The 20,280-nt window shown below is 62.1% G+C and carries 23 protein-coding genes; 10 read left to right on the top strand and 13 right to left on the bottom strand.

Annotation, left to right across the window (positions count from 1 at the left end; all coding sequences use genetic code 11):
* The first annotated feature begins 10 nt into the window (after positions 1 to 10).
* Positions 11 to 1,213, top strand: a complete 1,203-nt coding sequence (locus AYR66_RS22730; RefSeq protein WP_088709401.1) for an SAM-dependent methyltransferase — start codon at positions 11 to 13, stop codon at positions 1,211 to 1,213.
* On the opposite strand, the gene AYR66_RS22735 is transcribed toward AYR66_RS22730, so the two are convergent.
* Both AYR66_RS22735 and msrA read right to left on the bottom strand, forming a co-directional pair.
* On the bottom strand, positions 1,204 to 1,605 hold the full coding sequence (locus AYR66_RS22735) for an HIT family protein (RefSeq protein WP_088709402.1): 402 nt from the start codon (positions 1,603 to 1,605) through the stop codon (positions 1,204 to 1,206). The genes AYR66_RS22730 and AYR66_RS22735 overlap by 10 nt on opposite strands.
* A 2-nt stretch (positions 1,606 to 1,607) precedes the next feature.
* Positions 1,608 to 2,144: a peptide-methionine (S)-S-oxide reductase MsrA gene (msrA, locus tag AYR66_RS22740; RefSeq protein WP_088709403.1), complete on the bottom strand. Its 537-nt coding sequence runs from the start codon at positions 2,142 to 2,144 to the stop codon at positions 1,608 to 1,610.
* Between the two features lie 170 nt (positions 2,145 to 2,314).
* Here msrA and AYR66_RS22745 point away from each other — a divergent pair, with 170 nt between their 5' ends.
* The 3 genes from AYR66_RS22745 to AYR66_RS22755 all read left to right on the top strand — a co-directional run bounded on the left by AYR66_RS22745 (position 2,315) and on the right by AYR66_RS22755 (position 4,864).
* On the top strand, positions 2,315 to 3,082 hold the full coding sequence (locus tag AYR66_RS22745) for a helix-turn-helix domain-containing protein (RefSeq protein WP_088710011.1): 768 nt from the start codon (positions 2,315 to 2,317) through the stop codon (positions 3,080 to 3,082).
* Positions 3,083 to 3,150: 68 nt separating this feature from the next.
* The gene (locus tag AYR66_RS22750) at positions 3,151 to 3,663 is read left to right on the top strand and encodes a flavin reductase family protein (RefSeq protein ID WP_088709404.1); all 513 of its coding nucleotides are present in this window, start codon (positions 3,151 to 3,153) and stop codon (positions 3,661 to 3,663) included.
* Positions 3,664 to 3,679: 16 nt separating this feature from the next.
* Positions 3,680 to 4,864 carry an acyl-CoA dehydrogenase gene (locus tag AYR66_RS22755; protein WP_088709405.1) on the top strand — a complete coding sequence of 395 codons (1,185 nt, stop codon included), beginning with the start codon at positions 3,680 to 3,682 and terminating at the stop codon, positions 4,862 to 4,864.
* A gap of 66 nt (positions 4,865 to 4,930) precedes the next feature.
* Here AYR66_RS22755 and AYR66_RS22760 read toward each other — a convergent pair whose 3' ends face one another.
* The 10 genes from AYR66_RS22760 to AYR66_RS22805 form a co-directional block, all read right to left on the bottom strand.
* Positions 4,931 to 5,965 carry an SGNH/GDSL hydrolase family protein gene (locus AYR66_RS22760; RefSeq protein WP_088709406.1) on the bottom strand — a complete coding sequence of 345 codons (1,035 nt, stop codon included), beginning with the start codon at positions 5,963 to 5,965 and terminating at the stop codon, positions 4,931 to 4,933.
* A gap of 140 nt (positions 5,966 to 6,105) precedes the next feature.
* The gene (locus AYR66_RS22765) at positions 6,106 to 7,134 is read right to left on the bottom strand and encodes an L-threonylcarbamoyladenylate synthase (protein WP_088709407.1); all 1,029 of its coding nucleotides are present in this window, start codon (positions 7,132 to 7,134) and stop codon (positions 6,106 to 6,108) included.
* 2 nt (positions 7,135 to 7,136) lie between these two features.
* On the bottom strand, positions 7,137 to 8,330 hold the full coding sequence (locus AYR66_RS22770) for a 5-(carboxyamino)imidazole ribonucleotide synthase (RefSeq protein ID WP_088709408.1): 1,194 nt from the start codon (positions 8,328 to 8,330) through the stop codon (positions 7,137 to 7,139).
* Positions 8,327 to 8,827, bottom strand: coding sequence for a 5-(carboxyamino)imidazole ribonucleotide mutase (purE, locus tag AYR66_RS22775; protein ID WP_088709409.1), 501 nt, complete (start codon positions 8,825 to 8,827; stop codon positions 8,327 to 8,329). Before purE ends, AYR66_RS22770 begins: the two co-directional genes overlap by 4 nt.
* A 1-nt stretch (position 8,828) precedes the next feature.
* The gene (locus AYR66_RS22780) at positions 8,829 to 9,725 is read right to left on the bottom strand and encodes a phosphoribosylaminoimidazolesuccinocarboxamide synthase (RefSeq protein WP_088709410.1); all 897 of its coding nucleotides are present in this window, start codon (positions 9,723 to 9,725) and stop codon (positions 8,829 to 8,831) included.
* Positions 9,726 to 9,796: 71 nt separating this feature from the next.
* A complete protein-coding gene (gene fba / locus AYR66_RS22785) occupies positions 9,797 to 10,861 on the bottom strand; it encodes a class II fructose-bisphosphate aldolase (RefSeq protein WP_088709411.1) in 1,065 nt (354 codons plus the stop codon).
* 22 nt (positions 10,862 to 10,883) lie between these two features.
* Positions 10,884 to 12,317: a pyruvate kinase gene (pyk, locus tag AYR66_RS22790; RefSeq protein WP_088709412.1), complete on the bottom strand. Its 1,434-nt coding sequence runs from the start codon at positions 12,315 to 12,317 to the stop codon at positions 10,884 to 10,886.
* 61 nt (positions 12,318 to 12,378) lie between these two features.
* Positions 12,379 to 13,569, bottom strand: a complete 1,191-nt coding sequence (locus tag AYR66_RS22795) for a phosphoglycerate kinase (RefSeq protein ID WP_088709413.1) — start codon at positions 13,567 to 13,569, stop codon at positions 12,379 to 12,381.
* 95 nt (positions 13,570 to 13,664) lie between these two features.
* Positions 13,665 to 13,988 carry an AzlD domain-containing protein gene (locus tag AYR66_RS22800; RefSeq protein ID WP_088709414.1) on the bottom strand — a complete coding sequence of 108 codons (324 nt, stop codon included), beginning with the start codon at positions 13,986 to 13,988 and terminating at the stop codon, positions 13,665 to 13,667.
* On the bottom strand, positions 13,985 to 14,731 hold the full coding sequence (locus tag AYR66_RS22805; RefSeq protein WP_088709415.1) for an AzlC family ABC transporter permease: 747 nt from the start codon (positions 14,729 to 14,731) through the stop codon (positions 13,985 to 13,987). The genes AYR66_RS22800 and AYR66_RS22805 overlap by 4 nt, the downstream gene beginning before the upstream one ends.
* A 174-nt stretch (positions 14,732 to 14,905) precedes the next feature.
* Here AYR66_RS22805 and AYR66_RS22810 point away from each other — a divergent pair, with 174 nt between their 5' ends.
* The 5 genes from AYR66_RS22810 to AYR66_RS22830 all read left to right on the top strand — a co-directional run bounded on the left by AYR66_RS22810 (position 14,906) and on the right by AYR66_RS22830 (position 18,194).
* Positions 14,906 to 15,826, top strand: coding sequence for a branched-chain amino acid transaminase (locus tag AYR66_RS22810; protein ID WP_088709416.1), 921 nt, complete (start codon positions 14,906 to 14,908; stop codon positions 15,824 to 15,826).
* Between the two features lie 17 nt (positions 15,827 to 15,843).
* Entirely contained in the window at positions 15,844 to 16,044 is a 201-nt protein-coding gene (locus tag AYR66_RS22815; RefSeq protein WP_088709417.1) for a zinc-finger domain-containing protein, read from the top strand.
* 150 nt (positions 16,045 to 16,194) lie between these two features.
* Entirely contained in the window at positions 16,195 to 16,626 is a 432-nt protein-coding gene (locus AYR66_RS22820) for a YybH family protein (RefSeq protein WP_088709418.1), read from the top strand.
* Positions 16,627 to 16,632: 6 nt separating this feature from the next.
* Positions 16,633 to 17,592 (top strand): YheT family hydrolase, encoded by a 960-nt coding sequence (locus AYR66_RS22825; protein ID WP_088709419.1) that lies wholly within the window; start codon positions 16,633 to 16,635, stop codon positions 17,590 to 17,592.
* Between the two features lie 2 nt (positions 17,593 to 17,594).
* Positions 17,595 to 18,194, top strand: coding sequence for a DUF2946 family protein (locus AYR66_RS22830; protein ID WP_088709420.1), 600 nt, complete (start codon positions 17,595 to 17,597; stop codon positions 18,192 to 18,194).
* Positions 18,195 to 18,198: 4 nt separating this feature from the next.
* On the opposite strand, the gene AYR66_RS22835 is transcribed toward AYR66_RS22830, so the two are convergent.
* A complete protein-coding gene (locus AYR66_RS22835; protein ID WP_420093119.1) occupies positions 18,199 to 19,728 on the bottom strand; it encodes a beta-barrel assembly-enhancing protease in 1,530 nt (509 codons plus the stop codon).
* 54 nt (positions 19,729 to 19,782) lie between these two features.
* Here AYR66_RS22835 and moaC point away from each other — a divergent pair.
* The coding region (moaC, locus tag AYR66_RS22840; RefSeq protein WP_088710012.1) for a cyclic pyranopterin monophosphate synthase MoaC at positions 19,783 to 20,280 on the top strand (498 nt) is incomplete at its 3' end.

A 20,280-nucleotide genomic window follows, 5' to 3' on the forward strand; every position in this document is an offset into this window, starting at 1 on the left:
AGGGGTGGACATGTTCTGGGAAAAACGACTGGGAAGCTGGGTCGAAGGCATCCGCAGCCGCACCGCGCTGCCGCTGCGGCTTGAGCTATGGAACGGCAGCCGGCTGGACTTCGGCCAGCAGGCGCCGCAAGTCACCATCCGGGTGCCGCATGCGTCGGCACTCACCTATCTCCTGACTCCGTCGCTCTTCAATCTCGGCAAGGCCTATGTCGAGGGCAAGATCGAAGTCGAGGGCCGCGCGCGGGAAATCATCGCGGTCGGCAGCGCCCTCGCCCGCAACACACTGCAGCCGGAGGGCCGTTTCGCCCGCATTGCGCGCAGCATCCACCACACGCGCAAGCGGGACGAAGAAGCGATCCGCTACCACTATGACGTGTCAAACGACTTCTACCGGATGTGGCTGGACGAAAACATGGTGTACTCCTGCGCCTACTTCGAGCAGGGTGACGAAGACCTTGGCACCGCGCAGCTGAAGAAAATCGACCACATCCTCACCAAGATCCGGCTGCAACCCGGCCACACGCTGCTCGATGTCGGATGCGGATGGGGCGCGCTGGTCATGCGCGCTGCACAGAAGTTCGACGCGCGCTGCGTCGGCGTCACCCTGTCGCGCAACCAGTATGACCTCGCCAGGGAGCGCGTGAAAGAAGCCGGCCTCGCGGACCGCGTCGAGATCCGGCTCGAAGACTATCGCGATGTCACCGGAAAATTCGACCGGATCACGAGTGTAGGCATGTTCGAACATGTCGGCGCGCGGCATTTGCCGGAATATTTTTCCAAACTGGGCGCGCTGCTGGCCGATGACGGCATCGTGATGAACCATGGCATCACGACCACTGATCCGGACAATGGGGAAACCGCATTCGGCGGCGGCGAATTCATCGAGCAGTATGTGTTCCCGCACGGCGAACTCGCCCATCTCGGCACCGTGCTGACAGCGATGCAGCGTGGCGGGCTGGAAGCATTCGATGTGGAAAACCTGCGCCGCCACTATGCGCGCACCTGCGGCATCTGGGTTGAGAACTTCGAAGAACGGGCGGACCGGATACGCGGACTGGTGGATGACAAGCGCTTCCGCATCTGGCGTGTCTACCTCGCGGGATGTGCCTACGCGTTCGCGCAGGACTGGGTGTCGCTTTACCAGGTGGTGTGCACCAAGGCGAACCGCGACGCGTCCACGCTGCCGTGGTCACGCCGGTATATCTACAACTGAATCCTGGCGGCGTATTCGCGCAGCTTGTCCATGCCGGGCTCCTTGCGCGGCCACGTCAGGTCGACGCCGTCGTTGTCGTAACGCGGCAGCACATGCAGGTGCAGGTGCGGCACGGTTTGCCAGCCCGCAGGGCGGTTGGCCTGCAGGATGGTGATGCCGTCGGGCTCGAAGGCCGCCTGCACCGCCCTAGCAATATGATGCGCAGCGCGCATCATGGCCGCCGCCGATTCCTCGTCGGCATCCATCAGCGTGACATAGGGCTTGCGCGTCGCCACCAGCACGTGGCCGGGATTGACCTGCCCGGCGTCCATGAAGGCGAACACATATTCGTCTTCGTACACCTTCGCGCTCGGAATCTCGCCGTTGATGATCTTCTCGAATACCGTGCTCATCCTCACGCCTCTGCCCTGGCCTTGTCGGCAAACACCTTGCGGAATTTCGCGACCTTCGGCGCCACGACAAAGGCGCAGTAGCCCTGCATCGGATGCTGCCTGAAGTAATCCTGGTGGTAATCCTCGGCCTTGTAGTAGTCCGGCACCGGCGCGAGTTCGGTGACGATGGGCGCATCCCAGACAGCAGCCATGCAGGCGATCACCTGGCGCGCAATCTCGTGCTGCTCGGGCGAGTGGTAGTAGATCACCGACCGGTACTGCGTGCCGACATCGTTTCCCTGGCGATTGGGTGTCGTCGGGTCGTGGATGGTGAAGAAGATTTCGAGGATTTCACGGTAGCTCACGACCGCCGGATCGAATTCGATGCGCACGACTTCCGCATGGCCGGTATTGCCGTTGCAGACCTGTTCATAGCTCGGATTGGGCACTTGGCCGCCGGCATAGCCGTTCTCCACGTGCAGGATTCCCTTGAGCTCCTGATACACCGCTTCCAGACACCAGAAGCACCCGCCGCCCAGTGTTGCGATTTCCGACGCCATGATCCACTCCATGTGTTGATGTATTGACTTTAGCGCAAAGAACACGCAATGCCTATGTTGGCACGTTGATGAGCATCAACTATTTTCTTGCAGCTTCGCAGCGAACCCGCGGCGGGCGTGCGATACCGCTGGTGTATCATTTTCGCCACCTGTTGCCATTCATGAAAACCATGCTGCAAGCAAGCTCATTGGTGGATTCCCTCAAGCGCGAGCTGAAGGCGCGCGGCATTACCTATGCCGACCTCGCGGCCCGCATCAATATGTCAGAGGCGAGCGTCAAGCGCATGTTCTCGCAGAAGAATTTCACGCTGCAGCGGCTCGATGAAATCCTCGCCGCGACGCAGATCGACTTCCGCGACATCGCCTTCGCGGGACACGACGAATCGCGCCTGATCTCCGAACTCAGCCATGCGCAGGAAAAGGAAATCATCGGCGACACCAAACTGTTCATCGTCGCCGTCTCGGTGCTGAACCAGCTGACGCTGCAGCAGATCGTCCAGGTCTACCGGATGACCGAAGCCGAGGTGGTAAAGTGCCTGGTCCGACTCGACAAGATCGGCATCATCGAGCTGCTGCCGAACAACCGGGTCAGGCTGCTGATTTCGCGCACCTTCCGCTGGATTCCGGACGGTCCTATCCAGGCGCATTTCCGCGAACAGGCATACGGCGATTACCTCGATTCGCAGTTCAACGGCGACCATGAACTGCTGCGGCTCGTGAATGTCATGCTATCGAAGAAGTCCACTGCGGCGCTGCTCGAGCGCTTGAAACAGGTGGCGCGCGAATTCGCATTGCAACACCAGGAAGACGCCCGCCTGTCCTTCGAAGACCGGTACGCTGTCAGCATCCTGCTTGCCGCCCGTCCGTGGATGCCGAAGAGCTTCCAGGCCATGCTGCGCGACAAAGCGGTGCCGTCGCGCGTGGTGCGTCGCAAATAAGGTGCGCGTCCTTGTTTCTCGTCAAGGCAGGTTTTTCGGCATAATGGCTGAAACTACCCGGAATACAGATGTCACTTCAATCCTCCAGCGCCGGACCGCCCGAGTTCGACTCCCGGCAATTCCGAGATGCCCTGTCACAGTTCGCCACCGGCGTGACGATCATCACCACGCGCCTGCCTGACGGCACGTTCCTCGGTCTCACCGCCAGTTCATTCAACTCCGTATCGCTCGATCCGCCCCTGGTATTGTGGAGCCTGGCGCAAAAGGCAAACAGCCTGCCAGTCTTCACCGGCAATTCGCATTACGTGATCAATATCCTGTCAGGCAAGCAGGCCGCGCTGGCAGAGCGCTTCGCCAAACGCATCGAGAACCGTTTCGAAGGCGTGGAGTTCGAACTGTCGCATACTGGCCTGCCGATCCTGAAAGGCGTGGCTGCCTGGTTCGAATGCCATAACCGCAGCCGCTATCCCGAAGGTGACCATGTGATCTTCGTCGGTGAAGTCGAGCGTTGTGACGTCACGCCGCAACCGGCACTGGTCTTCCACAACGGAAAATTTTCAGCCACTACCCCCGCCAAGTAACAACAAGGGACACGACATGAGCAAATCGAAAGCGCAATTCCAATGGGACGACCCATTGCTGCTCGACCAGCAGCTCACCGATGACGAGCGCATGGTGCGCGACGCCGCGCACGCCTACTGCCAGGACAAGCTGCAGCCGCGCATCCTCGAAGCCTTCCGCCACGAGAAGACCGACCCCGCGATCTTCCGCGAGATGGGCGAACTCGGCCTGCTCGGCCCGACCATTCCCGAACAGTACGGCGGCCCCGGCCTCAATTACGTCAGCTATGGCCTGATCGCGCGCGAAGTGGAGCGCGTCGACTCCGGCTACCGCTCGATGATGAGTGTGCAGTCTTCGCTGGTGATGGTGCCGATTTTCGAATTCGGCACCGAAGCGCAAAAGCAGAAATACCTGCCGAAGCTGGCGAAGGGCGAATGGATCGGCTGCTTCGGCCTGACCGAGCCGAACCATGGTTCCGATCCGGGCTCGATGGTCACGCGCGCGAAAAAGGTGGCCGGCGGATACAGCCTGTCGGGCGCCAAGATGTGGATTTCCAATTCTCCGATCGCTGATGTATTCGTCGTGTGGGCGAAGGACGATGCGGGCGACATCCGCGGCTTCATCCTCGACAAGGGCATGAAGGGTTTGTCCGCACCAGCGATCCACGGCAAGGTCGGCTTGCGCGCGTCGATCACCGGCGAGATCGTGATGGATGAAGTGTTCTGCCCGGACGAGAATGCCTTCCCGGAAGTGCGCGGCCTGAAGGGTCCGTTCACCTGCCTGAACTCCGCACGCTACGGCATCGCCTGGGGCGCGCTGGGCGCGGCGGAAGATTGCTGGCACCGCGCACGTCAATACGTGCTCGACCGCAAGCAGTTCGGCAAGCCGCTGGCAGCCAACCAGCTGATCCAGAAAAAGCTGGCCGACATGCAGACCGAGATCACGCTCGGCCTGCAGGGCTGTCTGCGCCTCGGACGCATGAAGGATGAAGGGACTGCCTCGCCGGAAATCACGTCCATCATGAAGCGCAATTCCTGCGGCAAGGCGCTCGATATCGCCCGCGTGGCGCGCGACATGCTGGGTGGGAACGGGATTTCCGATGAATTCGGCATCATCCGGCACATGGTGAACCTGGAGGTGGTCAACACCTATGAAGGCACGCACGACATCCACGCGCTGATACTTGGACGTGCGCAGACCGGCATCCAGGCGTTCCAGTAAATCCGGCTTCCACAAAAACAAACCCCGTCCGCTGCAGCTGCAACGGACGGGGTTTCCTTTTCTTGGTCAGAGCCAGCCGCGCTTGCGCATTTCGTCCGTGACCAGATCTGCGATCAGCTTATAGCCGAGTGGCGTCGGATGCACGGTGTCGGCGTACAGGAAGGTATCCGTGGCGCCAGCCGCCAGGTTCGCCTTGGTGCAGACAAGCGAGGAGCCGAGCGGATTCTTCGCAGGCGTCAGGTCGCATGCAGGCGACGTGACATTCGTCAGCCCGTACTTCGACGGGTTGGCGCTTTGTTCGCGTCCGACGGTATAGGCATCTACCAGCAGCACATCGGTGCCGGCCAGACCCTGCTGCAACTGTGCATTGAAAGTAGTGACCATGGTGCTGAGCAGCGACTGTATGTCCGCGCTCTGTGCCAGCGCGAACGGCGTCTTGCTCACATCCGGCACGTTCACCACGACCACATGCCTTGCGCCCTTGCCGAGCACGAGGTTCTTCACATAACCGCCCAACTCTGCACCGGCCGTACCCATCGCCGTGACTGCGGCAGTGGGGCTGCCACCTGCGCCGACCGTAGCGAGGTTGATGAACACATCGTTGGCACCGGCCATGACGAACACGATTTCATTGCCGGCAAACGTGCCGCCCCTGGTGTTGAGGTGATTCTGGATCTGCGTTGCGACCGGCACGGTGAGCTGGCCGAGAATTGCATTGGTACCGCCCAGCGCCTTGTTGCCCGGGCCGACCGGATTGGTTACGCGCGCGCCGCCCTGGGCGTACGCGGTGCAATTGGTGAAGGTGGTCACCGGCACGGAAAAGCCCTGGGCAGGATCGCCGTCAAGGCCGGTTTGTACCGGACACGGTGCGGCGACATTCAGCCTGGTCGCCATCAGTTCGATCCAGTTCCTGGCGGATGGATCATTGACGGTGTATTTACCGCCGCCAAGTGCCTTCACCGAACCGACCGCATAGGTGCCGACGTCGCTCAGGCTGTCGCCAAAGGAAACGAGGTTGCTGAATTGGGGCGTATCGTTGCCGCCGCAGCCGGCCAGGACGGCGGCTGATAGCAGCGCCGCTGCGAAATAGGTATGGCGCATCTGGTCTCCTGTTATCAAATATTTTCCATTGGAAAGAAAAGCGAACGAGTGTGCCTTTCCATGGCTAGTATGTCATCGATGCGGGCTGGACGCCTAGATGATCACCCTGCAATCCAGAGGGCAACTTTAGAGCGTTAGCTCTAGGCGAGGAGACGGGAGAGGATGCCTTGCGAGTCGTGCGCGGCGCGGCGCAGGCGGTCGTTGATGCCTTGCCATGCGTCTTCTGCCGGAAGGGCTTCGACGAGGATGACGTCGGCGCTTGCACCGTCCATTGCGCGTAGTGCAGCGTAGAGGCCGTACGCATAGCCTTCCGGGTCAACCGGCATCAGCTGCTGCTCCAAGGCTGATGCATCAGCAGCGTGTGTACGCCGGATGAGCGCAAAGCTGCGGCCGACAGCGGTGAGCCGGTCGATTGTATTCGCCAGTTCTGCCGGCTGCACTAGGGCCACCGGCGTGCGCGGCGCGTAATGCGCTTCAAGCGTACCCGACGCTCGTGGTGCGGCGGCATCCGGGGCGCACGGCAGCATGCCGATTGCCTGCTCGATCTGAGCAGCGCTGATATGCCCCGGTCGTAACAGCACGGGTCCGTGCGTGGCCATGCGGCTGAGGTCGACGATCGTCGATTCGATCCCGACTTCGCTCTGTCCGCCTTCGAGGATGCATGCCAGCGGACTGCCCGCGCCGGTGCCGAATTCATCGCGCACATGCTGCGCGGTGGTGGGACTGACGTGGCCGAATCGGTTAGCCGAAGGCGCGGCGACGCCGCCCTTCCCGCCCTTGAATTCGCGCAGCAGCGCCTGCGCAACCGGATGCGAGGGGCAACGCAGGCCCACCGAATCCTGGCCGCCGGAAACGGCATCGGGAATGTGCGGCGCACGCTTGAGGATCAGGGTCAGCGGCCCCGGCCAGAAGGCATCGATCAGTTTGTACGCTTCGGCAGGAATGTCCGTTGCCCAGTAGCCGACGTCAGCGCCCGGCGCCAGATGGACGATGACCGGATGGTTGGACGGCCGGCCCTTCGCTTCGTAGATCTTCGCCACGGCTTGCGGATTCTCCGCATCGGCACCGAGGCCGTAGACGGTCTCGGTCGGCAGGGCGACGAGTTCGCCCTGTTCCAGCTTGCGCGCCGCCGCCTTGATGGCCGGCATGTCCAGTGGCTGCTGCGACATGATCAGAACGGAATGCCGAGGATGCCGCAGGCGGCACGAAGATTTTGCTGCGCCAGTTCCAGCGTCGGGTCGACGAAGGTGATGTGGCCCATCTTGCGTCCGCGGCGCGGGTCGTCCTTGCCGTAGAGATGCAGGTTCGCGCCGGGCAAGGCGAGGATCTTGTCCCACGCCGGTTCACGCGGTGTATCGCTGTCGCCTTCGAACCAGACATCGCCGAGGATGTTCAACATCACCGCCGGCGAATGCTGGCGCACGTCGCCGAGCGGCAGGCGTGCCATCGCGCGGGCCTGCTGCGCGAACTGGCTGGTGACGCAGGCATCGATGGTGTAGTGGCCGCTGTTGTGCGGACGCGGCGCCATCTCATTGACGACCAGCGAGCCGTCCTGCAGTACGAAGAATTCGATACACAGTACGCCGACGTAACCGAGTTGCGCAATGATGGACAGCGCCGCGGCCTGTGCCTTGGCTGCCGTTTCGGCGCAGACGTTCGGACCGGGGACGGTCGTGGTGAACAAAATGCCATCGCGGTGCACGTTCTCCGCGATCGGATACACCACCGATTCGCCGTCCGCGCCACGTGCGGTCAGCACGGAAACCTCATAGGCCAGCGGCAGCATCTTTTCGAGCACGCAGGCGACACCGCCCATGCCGGCGAAGGCGTTGCGCACGTCGTCCTTTGACTTCACGCGCACCTGTCCCTTGCCGTCGTAACCCATGCGCACTGTCTTCAGGATGCCGGGGAACAGCGCGTCGGGAATGGCGTCGATGTCGTCGTTGCCGAGAATGGCCTTGTAGGGCGCGGGCAGCACGCCGGAAGTGGGTGCGCATCCGGTAAAGAAACGCTTTTCCTCGAGGCGGTCCTGCGCCACGGAGACGCATGCCGCGCCCGGCGCGACAAAGGTGCGCTCGGCGAGGAAAGCCAGGCTCTGCGCCGGAACGTTTTCGAATTCGGTGGTGACGGCTGCACACTTCAACGCGAGTTCCGCGAGCGCAGCTTCGTCATCGTACTTCGCGCAAATCAGGTGGTCGGCCGCATGGCCCGCGGGGCAATCGCGCGCGGGTTCAAGCACCGCGACCTTGAAACCCATCATCTGCGCCGCATGCACGAACATGCGGCCCAGCTGGCCACCGCCCATCACACCGAGCCAGGTAGCGGGCGTTGCGGACGGCACGAAGGATTGAAACTTGTCGCTCATGCCGGCAGCGTCATTGCAAAGGCGGCCTGCGTCTGCTTCTCGCGGAATTCCTGCAGTTTGGCAGCCAGTTTGTCATCGGTGGTGGCGAGGATCGCAACGGCGGTCAGCGCGGCGTTGGCGGCGCCGGCTTCGCCGATGGAGAAGGTCGACACCGGGATGCCCTTCGGCATCTGCACGATCGACAGCAGCGAGTCTTCGCCGCGCAGGTACTTGGACGGCACCGGCACGCCGAGCACCGGAACGATGGTCTTCGCGGCGACCATGCCCGGAAGGTGGGCCGCACCGCCGGCGCCGGCGATGATGGCGCGCAGGCCGCGTTCGCGCGCAGTCTCTGCGTACTCGAACATCTGGTCCGGCATGCGGTGCGCGGAAACGACCTTCGCTTCATAGGGAATGCCGAACTCCTTCAGCATCGTCACCGCATTCTGCATCACGTCCCAGTCGGACGAGGAACCCATGATGACGCCGACCAGCGGCTTCTCGTTCTGTGCGCTCATGTCAGTCCTTCAGCTTTTCGCCGGTCAGGCGCTCGAGCGCTTCGCGGTACTTAGCGCCGGTCTTCTCGATGACATCGGCAGGCAGGGCCGGTGCGGGCGGCGTCTTTTTCCAGTCCTTCAGCGTTTCCAGGTAATCGCGCACGAACTGCTTGTCGAAGGATGGCGGCGACATGTCCGGCGCATAGGAATCCGCCGGCCAGAAGCGCGAGGAGTCGGCGGTCAGCACTTCATCCATCAGGTGCAGCGTGCCGTTCTCGTCGAGGCCGAATTCGAACTTGGTGTCGGCGATGATGATGCCCTTGGTCGCAGCGTAGTCGGCTGCGGTCTGGTACAGCTTGATGCTGATGTCGCGCATTTTTGCGGCCAGCTCCTTGCCGATGCGGTTCTCCATTTCGGCAAAGCTGATGTTTTCGTCATGCTCCCCCAGGTCGGCCTTGGCGGCCGGCGTGAAGATCGGCGTCGCCAGCTTGTCTGCCTGGCGCAGGCCCTTCGGCAGCTCGATGCCGCAGATGGTGCCGGTCGCCTGGTAATCCTTCCAGCCGGAACCGATGATGTAGCCGCGCACGACCGCCTCGACCAGGATCGGTTTCAGGCGCTTGGCGACCACGGCGCGGCCTCGTACCTGCTCCACCTCGTCCGGCGCCACCACGGATTCCGGCGCGACGCCGGTCAGGTGATTGGGGACGATATCGCCCAGCTTCGAGAACCAGAAATCGGACATCTGGTTCAGCACCTTGCCCTTGCCGGGGATCGGTTCGTTCATCACGACGTCGAACGCGGACAGGCGGTCGGTGGTCACGATGAGGATCTTGTCGTCGCCGACAGCGTAGTTGTCACGCACTTTGCCGCGGCCGAGCAGCGGAAGGGACTTGATGGTGGACTGGTAGAGGCTGTTCATGGGGGTTTCCAAAAAAGCTAAACCGGCGGGTGCCGAACACGCCGCCGGTTGTTTGTTTCCGAAGCTGGATTTTACTGCACGATCTGGGCGAGTTCACCCTTCTTGTACTTTTCGGCCATCTTCTCGAGGGTGATCGGCTTGATCTTGCCGGCCTGGCCTTCGCAACCGAAAGCGAGGAAGCGTGCCTTGCAGACCAGCTTCGCGGCTTCGCGTGCCGGCTTCAGGTATTCGCGCGGGTCGAACTTGGACGGGTTTTCGACGAAGAAGCGGCGGATCGCACCGGTCATCGCCAGGCGGATGTCGGTGTCGATGTTGATCTTGCGCACGCCGTGCTTGATGCCTTCCTGGATTTCCTCGACCGGCACGCCATAGGTTTCCTTCATGTCGCCGCCGAATTCACGGATCTCGGCCAGCAGTTCCTGCGGCACGGACGAGGAACCGTGCATCACGAGGTGGGTGTTGGGGATGCGTGCGTGGATTTCCTTGATGCGCTGGATCGCCAGGATGTCGCCCGTCGGCTTGCGGGAGAACTTGTAGGCGCCGTGGGAGGTGCCGATGGCGATCGCGAGTGCGTCGCACTGGGTCTGCTTGACGAAGTCGGCAGCCTGGTTGACGTCGGTCAGCAGCTGTTCGCGGGTCATGGTGCCTTCCGCGCCGTGGCCGTCTTCCTTGTCGCCCTTCATGGTTTCGAGCGAGCCGAGCACGCCCAGTTCAGCTTCGACGGTGACGCCGATCGAGTGCGAAAACTCGACCACCTTGCGCGACACTTCGACGTTGTATTCGTAGCTGGCGACGGACTTGCCGTCTTCCATCAGCGAGCCGTCCATCATGACCGAGGTGAAGCCGGACTTGATCGCGGCCATGCAGACTGCCGGCGACTGGCCGTGGTCCTGGTGCATGACGACCGGGATGTGCGGATAGGCTTCGACAGCGGCTTCGATCAGGTGGCGCAGGAAGGCTTCGCCGGCGTATTTGCGCGCACCTGCGGAGGCTTGCATGATGACCGGGGAATTGACTTCGTCGGCCGCCTGCATGATGGCGGTGACCTGTTCCAGGTTGTTGACGTTGAACGCCGGCAGGCCGTAACCGTTTTCAGCAGCGTGGTCGAGCAGTTGACGCATGGATACGAGAGGCATGGTAATTCTCCAAACAATGAAATTAGTATTCGCCGATCTTCATGATCTTCAGGGCGTTGGTGCCGCCTACCTGGCCCATCGGTTCGCCCCAGGTGACGACAATCATGTCACCTTTCTGCACCACTCCTTTGGCAAGGAGCAAATCCTGCGCCTCTTTCAGCACCGCTTCGCGGTCGCTGGAATGCGCGAGTTCAAAGGTCGTGACGTTCCGGTACAAGGCCGCCTTGCGCTGCGTGCCGAGCACGGGCGTGAGCGCGAAGATGGGAATGTCGATGTTGTGGCGGCTCATCCAGAGCGCGGTGGAGCCGGACTCGGTCAGTGCCGCAATCGCCTTCACGCGCAGGTGATAGGCGGTGAACAGCGCACCGTAGGCGATCGACTGGTCGATACGGGTGAACGTGGCGTTCAGGAAGTCGGCGTCCAGCTTGATGACGTCGGATTTCTCGGCTTCGAGGCAGATTGCCGCCATTGCTTCGACGGTCTCGACCGGATACTTGCCGGAGGCGGTTTCGGCCGAGGTCATCACTGCATCGGTGCCGTCCAGCACTGCATTCGCGACGTCGCTCACTTCGGCGCGCGTCGGCACCGCGTTAACGATCATCGACTCCATCATCTGCGTGGCCGTAATCGCCAGCTTGTTCGATGCACGCGCCATCTTGATCATGCGCTTTTGCAGCGCGGGCACTGCGGCATTGCCGACTTCCACGGCGAGATCGCCGCGCGCCACCATGATGCCGTCGGAAGCGTCGAGGATCTCCTGCAGTGCGGGAATCGCTTCGGCGCGTTCGATTTTGGCGATCATCTGCGGCTTGTGGCGGGTCGATTCGCCGGCGATGTTGGCCAGCTGGCGCGCCATGATCATGTCGGTCGCGCTCTTCGGGAAGGACACGGCGATGTAATCCGTCTTGAAGCTCATCGCAGTCTTGATGTCTTCCATGTCCTTGGCCGTCAGCGCCGGCGCGGACAGGCCGCCGCCGAGGCGGTTGATGCCCTTGTTGTTGGACAGCTCGCCGCCGATCTTGACGGTGGTGTGGATCGCGTTGCCGACCACCTTGTCGACCACCAGCACGATCAGACCGTCGTTGAGCAGCAGCACATCGGCAGGCTTGATGTCGCGCGGCAGTTCCTTGTAATCGAGGCCGACGGTCGCCTGGTTGCCGAGGTCACAATCGGCGTCGAGCACGAACTTGCTGCCGTTTTCAAGGAAGATCTTGCCGTTTTCGAACTTGCCGATGCGGATCTTCGGCCCCTGCAGGTCGGCCATGATGGCGACTTCTCGACCGCATTCCGCGGCGATCTTGCGCACCAGTTCCGCGCGGTCGATATGGTCCTGGGCCTTGCCGTGGGAGAAATTCAGGCGCACGACATTGACACCGGCTTCAACCATGCGCTTCAGGATCTCCGGATCGCTGGAAGCGGGACCGATGGTGGCGACGATTTTTGTAGCTCTGATCATGTGAAAACCTTTGCAGTCTGCGAACGGTGAGCGGCGGCGCAACGCGCGCCGCCTGCCTGGATTACTTCGCGCGCTGCAAGAGAATGTCGACTGCGGGCAGGGTCTTGCCTTCGAGGAATTCGAGGAAGGCGCCGCCGCCGGTCGAGATATAGCCGACCTTGTCGGCAATGTTGTACTTCGCGATGGCTGCCAGTGTATCGCCGCCGCCGGCAATCGAAAATGCCTTGGAATCGGCAATCGCCATCGCCAGCGTCTTGGTGCCTTCGCCGAACTGGTCGAACTCGAACACGCCGACCGGACCGTTCCAGACGACCGTACCGGCCTGAGCGATCTGCTGCGCCAGTTGGGCGGCGGTCTTCGGACCGATGTCGAGGATCATGTCATCGTCGGCCACGTCCTTCACATCCTTGATGGTGGCGGCTGCGGTGGCGGAAAACTCCTTCGCGCAAACGACGTCGACCGGGATCGGCACCGATGCGCCGCGCTTGGCCAGCATGTCGATGATGGCTTTTGCTTCGTCAACCAGGTCCGCTTCCGCGAGCGACTTGCCGATCTTGAGGCCGGCAGCCAGCATGAAGGTGTTTGCGATGCCGCCGCCGATGATCAGGTTGTCGACCTTATCGGCCAGCGACTTGAGGATGGTCAGCTTGGTGGATACCTTGGAGCCGGCCACGATGGCCGCCAGCGGACGGGCGGGCTGGCCGAGGGCCTTGCCGAGCGCATCCAGTTCCGCCGCGAGCAGCGGACCGGCGCAAGCGACCGGCGCAAACTTGGCGATGCCGTGGGTGGTGGCTTCGGCGCGGTGGGCGGTGCCGAATGCGTCGTTCACGTACACGTCGCACAGCTTGGCCATCTTCTGCGCGAGTTCGTCACTGTTCTTCTTCTCGCCCTTGTTGACGCGGCAGTTTTCGAGCAGCACGACCTGGCCCGGCGCGACGTCCACGCCGTCGACCCAGTTCTGCTTCAGCTCGACAGGCTTGCCGAGCAATTCGGACAGGCGTTTGGCGATAGGCGCCAGTGAGTCTTCGGGCTTGAATTCGCCTTCCGTCGGACGGCCGAGGTGCGAGGTCACCATGACGGCAGCGCCCGCCTCCAGTGCTTGCTGGATGGCCGGCACGGATGCGCGGATACGGGTGTCTTCAGTGATGTTGCCTGCGTCGTCCTGCGGAACGTTGAGATCGGCGCGGATGAATACGCGTTTGCCCTGGAGTTGGTTGCGTGCGATGAGATCGCTCAGACGATTGAATTGCATGGCGTCGGACGGAATTGAAAAAGTGGAAAGATTGGGAAACCAGCTATTTTACCGCACCGCACTCCTCCCAAAAACCGTTTTGGCGCGGATTCGGGCTACAACATGACGCGCAGCAAACTGTACAGAGCCATCCCGACAATGATGGTTCCGAGCAGGTGCCGCGTCGTCAGGAAAAACGCCGCAGCGCCGATTCCGGCCAGCAGCTTGGGGTTCATCCAGCTTAGCTGCAGCGCACCATTCACCATCACCAGGTCCGGCGCGACAATCGCCGCCAGTGCTGCGGCAGGCGCATAACGGAGCGCGTGCTGCACCTTCGGCGGCAGCTTGACCGCATGTCCGAGCAGGAAGAACGAGCATCGCGTCACGATCGTCGCAACGGTCAGCAAGACGATCGTCAACCAGGTATCTGCTGCGTTCATGCCTTTCCTTTCTTGTCCTTCCAGATATCGGCAACCATGGCCGCTGCCATGCCGAGAATGACCGCGAGCAGCAAGCCCAGGCGGTACGGCAGCGACGCCGCTGCGACCGCGACGACACTTGCCACGACAACGCCAACCAATGCCGCCGAATTGACTGTGAGCGGGATGGTGATTGCGAGCAGCGCCAGCGTTCCCGCGAAGCCGATGCCCCAGCTTTCAGGAATCTGACTGCCGAGCAGGATGCCGATGATCGAACCGCCCTGCCATGCCATCCAGTTGGTGTAGCAGATGCCGTTGAAAAAACCGACCTTGCCTTCGGTCTTGTGCACCGTCTCGGCCGGGAAGCGGCGAGGAAACAAGGCCATCGTAATGTCAGCGTTGAAGTAGCCATGCCACAGGCGCTTGTGCCATGGCAGGTGCGCAAAGTGCGGCGCGATGGCGGCGGCGAAGATGACGAAGCGCAGGTTGACAACCAGCGCCGTGAGGAAGACCACCCAGACGGGCACATTCGCGGCAATCAGCGGCAGCGACGCCAGCTGCGCCGAACCGGCGAACACCAGGAAGGTCATACCCAGCGCCTGCCAGAGGGTCAGCCCGGTCTTCACCATGGCCATCCCGGTCACCATGCCCCAGGCGCCAATGCCGAGCATGGTCGGCGCGCAGGCCTTGACGCCTTCGCGATAGGCGCGCTTTTCGAGATCGGCTGTGTTCTCGGGCGCCGTGCTTGCTTGTGTATTGCTCATCGTTCGGGTTCGGGAACCGTGCAGCGCTTGTGGCGCTGTCGTGTTCAATTGATAACAGCGCGTACGCCGTCGTGACAGAGGCAGAAATGCCGAAGCCACATTCTACAGATGAATTTTCACCCCCGTTGGAGTGCGCTAGAATCGTGGTTTTGCAACGATTTTGGAGAGCACAACATGTCCATGGCCGACCGCGACGGAAAGATCTGGAAAGATGGCGAACTGATTGACTGGCGCGACGCGCAGGTACACGTGCTCACGCACACACTGCACTACGGCATGGGCGTGTTCGAAGGCGTGCGCGCGTACAAAACCGACAAGGGCACTGCGATCTTCCGCCTGAAGGAGCACACGCAGCGCCTGTTCAACTCCGCCAAGATCTTCCAGATGAAGATTCCGTTCGACCTGGAGACGCTGATCGAAGCGCAGCGCACCGTGGTCCGCGAAAACAAGCTGGAGTCCTGCTACCTGCGTCCGCTGGTCTGGATCGGCTCCGAGAAGCTTGGTATCTCCGCCAAGGGCAACACCATCCACGTCGCCGTCGCAGCATGGCCGTGGGGCGCCTACCTCGGTGAAGACGGCCTGGCCAAGGGCATCCGCGTGAAGACCTCGTCCTTCACCCGTCACCATGTGAACGTGTCGCTGGTGCGCGCGAAGGCCTGCGGCTACTACATCAACTCCATCCTGGCTAACCAGGAAGCGCTGGCTGACGGCTACGACGAAGCCCTGCTGCTCGACACCGAAGGCTATGTCTCCGAAGGCTCCGGCGAAAACGTCTTCGTCATCAAGAACGGCAAGATCTACACGCCCGACCTCGCCTCCTGCCTCGATGGCATCACCCGCGACGCGGTGCTGACGATGGCGCGCGACCTCGGCATCCCGGTCATCGAAAAGCGCATCACGCGCGATGAAGTCTACTGCTGCGACGAAGCCTTCTTCACCGGCACCGCCGCCGAGATCACCCCCATCCGCGAACTCGACAACCGCCAGATCGGCGAAGGCAAGCGCGGCCCGATCACCGAGAAGCTGCAGTCGCTGTTCTTCGACGTGGTTGCCGGCAAAGCGCCGCAGTACGAGCACTGGCTCACCCTGGTTTAATCACTCTGGAAATCGTCATGACCCAATCCACGCAAGTCACGAGTTACGTCGAACTCGACGGCACCGACCTACCGGCCTACTGCCCGAATCCGCAGATGCCGATCTGGTCCACGCATCCGCGCGTCTTCATCGCCCTCGACCATCACGGCGAAGGCAAGTGCCCGTATTGCGGCACGACGTACAAGCTCAAGCCGGGAGCAGTCGTCAAGGGTCACTGATCCCCGACGCCAGTCCCGCCGACGGCCCGGTTTCAGGAATGAACCGGGCCGTCGGCTTTCCGGCCTCCGGCATTGTTCTATACTGTCTGTTTTTACAACGTCCGGCGAACCGCAGGACAGCGTTCTGCACGGAAAGGATGGGCGGCTGCCATGCCCAAGCTAAACAGGATTTTCGAAACACCCGAAGAAATTGAAGCCGCGTTCTATGAGGCAATCAGCCGCGCCGATGTCGACGCGGTCATGTCGCTCTGGTCGGATGAGGAAGATGTCGTCTGCATCCATCCGGGAGCGCCGCGCCTCGTGGGGCATGCATCGATCCGCGCGTCCTGGGAGCAGATCTTCGAACAGGGCGGCGTCGAAATCAGACCGGTCCAGCTGCACGTGACGCAGAATATGATGACCTCGATCCACAACATCATCGAGGAAGTCCATCGCAACATGTCACGCCAGCCGGACATCCACATTCTTGCCACCAACGTCTACATGAAAACGCCGCAGGGCTGGCGTATTGCCACCCACCATGCCTCGGTCGTTCCGGGCGAGGCGCCGGCCTCCACGTCGGTCTCGGCGCTTCTGCATTGAACGTCCATGAAATACGCAGCGCCAACGTGGCTGCCCGGCGGCCACCTGCAGACGATCTTTCCGGCGAAATGCATTCTCAAGCCGAAGGTGCAATACCGCCGCGAACGCTGGCGCACGCCGGATGCGGATTTCATCGATATAGATTTCGTTGACGGACAGCCCGGACAACCTTTCGTCGTGCTCTTCCATGGGCTGGAGGGATCGTCCGACAGCCATTACGCACGCGCCCTGATGGCGCATGTTGCCTCGCTCGGGTGGTCGGGTGCGGTGCCGCATTTCCGCGGATGCTCCGGCGAACTCAACCAGGCGCCGCGCTTCTATCACTCCGGCGACGCGCAGGAAGTGGACTGGATCGTCCGACACCTCACTGACGCATGGAAGAAGCGCGAACCGTCCGCGCGTTTCTACGCCGCCGGCGTCTCGCTGGGCGGAAATGCGCTGCTTCGCTGGCTGGGGGAGTCGCAGCGTGCGGCACGCATCGTCGACGCCGCTTGCGCCGTCTCGGCACCGCTCGATCTCGCGGGTGGCGGCGCTGCGCTGTCACGCGGTTTCAACATGGTGTACACCCGCATGTTCCTGCAGACGCTGAAGCCGAAGTGCCTGCAGAAACTCAAGCAATTCCCCAAACTCTTCGACCGCGACACCATGCTGGGCGCGCGCAACCTGTACGAGTTCGACAATGTGGTGACTGCGCCGCTGCACGGGTATCGCGACACGGACGACTACTGGCATCGCGCAAGCGCGAAACATGTGCTCAACGACATCGCCGTTCCTACGCTCGTACTGAATGCAAGGAATGACCCCTTCCTGCCCGCGCAGCACCTGCCAAAGACCGCCTCACGGGATGTGACGCTCGACTATCCTGAACATGGTGGACACGTCGGCTTCGCCAACGGCGCGCTACCGGGCCGTCTCGATTGGCTGCCCCGGCGTATGATTGGTTTTCTGGAAAGTGCTGCGAGCTGAAGATGGATGAGATCGTCAAACAGGCAATGGCCAAATGGCCCAACGTGCCGCACTGCTACGGCTGGCTGGCGCTGGATGCGCGCGGAAACTGGCGCATGCGCGACGAACGCGCGCAGGCGTTGAAGCTGGCCGGGGACCGTATCGGCAACCCCGCGCTGCTCGGTTTCATCAACCGCAATTACCTCTGTGACGACAAGGGCCGCTGGTATTTCCAGAATGGTCCGCAACGGGTGTACATCAACCTTGAAGCGACGCCTTTCATCGCGCGCACCGATCCGGTACACGGCCTCATCCTGCATACCGGGGACGCGGTGGAATCGATCGATGCGGTGTGGATGACGGAGAACGGCCTGTTGCTGCTGCAAAGCGGTGGCCGGCTGGCCCAGCTTGACGACCGTGACATGGCGCAATGCCTGGTGCACCTGCATATCAATGGCATGCCGGCGGACGATGAAAGGCTGCTTGCCTGGCTCGGCGAACCATCGGACGAAGCGAAGGTGACACTCGAGTTTGGCGGCAAGCACCATCCTGTCGCGCGGCTGGAAGGCGACATCGCGCAGCGCTTCGGCTTCACACCGCAGCCACAACCCGACGCTGCATAAGACCTCAGCGTTCGCGCTGGCCGTCCTTCATTTCTTCCATCCAGCGCGCCTTGAATTCGCGTTCGCGCGCATCGATCATCGCCTGGTCGTAGAACGATGCGTCCGGTGCGCTGCGTGCAATCCCGAGTTGCTGGATCGCCGCCGGCACGCTGCCTTGCAATGCATACGCTTCCGCCAGCGAGAGGTGCTGGAGCGCTTGCTTGCCTTGTTCCGCGTAGGCCTTCGCAAGTTGCTCGTGCAATTTGGGTTCCTGGCGATAGAGCTGTGCCTGGTCGCGCAGGTAGGCCACTGCGGCATCAAGTTTTCCCGAGGCGATCAATGCATCCGCGTACTGGCGGGCGATGCCGCGCGAAACCGGAAACTTCTGGCGCGCTGCTTCGGCTTCCTTCAATGCCTCTTCCGCCTGCCCGGCTGCGAGCTTGATGTCGATTGCCATGCTGGTCATCGCTATGCCTTGCGCAGGAGCCCCCGGCCCCTGCGCGGTGATCGATTCCTGAAGCAGCGCTTGCGCCCGGCTGTACGCCCCCTGGCGCAACGCGATGAATGCCTTGCCGTAGAGCGCGGCGACGATCTGGGGCCGCGTTTTTTGCTGCATCTGAGTATCGAAAGCGACGGCTGCGTCACGAAGTCCCTGCGCGGTCGTATCCTGCAGCACGCGCAGCCGCGCGCGGACAAGATGGAAGTCGAGGCTGTCGGCACGCTGTCGGTAACGTTGGTCGCGGGTACGTGCCTGGATGTCTGCAATTCGCTCCGTGGTCAGCGGGTGTGAGCGGAGATAGGCCGGCGCCGCATCGGTATAGCCGCGGGTAGCGGCCTGCATGCGCCCGAAGAAGGCAATCATGCCCGACGTGTCAAAACCCGCGTCGCGCAGGATCTGCAACCCGATACGGTCGGCCTCGCGTTCGGCATCCCTGCTGAAATTGAGTTGCCGCTGGATGGCCACGCCCTGCCCGCCCATCAGCAGCGCCGCTGATGTATCCGGACTGCCCCGCGCCGCCAACGCCGCCAGCACCGCAGCCGCCAGCGGGATCAGCGAATCCTGCCGCTGCTGGCCGATCATCCTGGCGATATGCCGCTGGGCAACGTGGCCGATTTCGTGTGCCAGCACTGAGGCGAGTTCCGATTCATTCTGCGCCGCCAACATGAGCGCGGAGTGAACGCCGATGAATCCGCCTGGCAACGCAAAGGCGTTCAGCATGGAATCGCGCACGGCGAAAAAGAAATAGTCGTAACCCGCCTCCCCGCGTGCTTCCGGCCGGACCGCCAGCAGGCTGTTGCCGAAACTGTTCAGGTATTCGGTGGTCGGCGCATCGTCGAGGTAATCCCGGTCACGCCGGATGTCGCGCATGATCTGCTCGCCGAGCTTTCGTTCAACTAGTGGCGAGAGTTCAGCGCGTTCGGTGTCGCCAAGGTTGGGGAGGGTCTGGGCAAACGAGACCGGGGACGAGGGCAAAGCGCAGGCCGTGGCGATGACCGCCGAGCACAGGAGCTTGCGCGCCGCGCCGGTTCGGGAAAGGGACGTTTTCGATTTCACGGTGCTATGATACCGCGACCCTTCAAACCATCAAGGCAGTTCCTCTTCCCACCAATGAATGCAAAGAAAGAAAGCGGCGCCGCCGCAGGACAACAAGGCTTGACGCATTTCGACGCGTCGGGACAGGCGCACATGGTCGACGTCGGCACGAAGGACGAAACCCACCGGATTGCAGTGGCAACCGGTACGATCCGCGTGAAGCCGGAAACCATTGCGCTCATTACCTCCGGAACAGCAAAAAAGGGCGATGTCCTTGGTATTGCGCGCCTTGCCGCAATCATGGGATCCAAGCGCACCAGCGACCTGATCCCGCTGTGCCATCCGATTGCGCTGACGCGTGTCGCGGTCGACTTCGAAGTCGACACGGAGGCATCGAGCGTGACATGTACTGCTACTGCTGAGACCTATGGCAAGACGGGCGTGGAGATGGAAGCGCTGACGGCGGTGCAGGTTGGATTGCTGACGATTTATGATATGTGCAAGGCAGTGGATCGCGGCATGACGATCACGGATGTGCGCTTGCTGGAGAAAAGGGGGGGGAAGTCGGGGGAT

The sequence above is a fragment of the Noviherbaspirillum denitrificans genome, from assembly GCF_002211445.1.
Taxonomy (GTDB): domain Bacteria; phylum Pseudomonadota; class Gammaproteobacteria; order Burkholderiales; family Burkholderiaceae_D; genus Noviherbaspirillum; species Noviherbaspirillum denitrificans.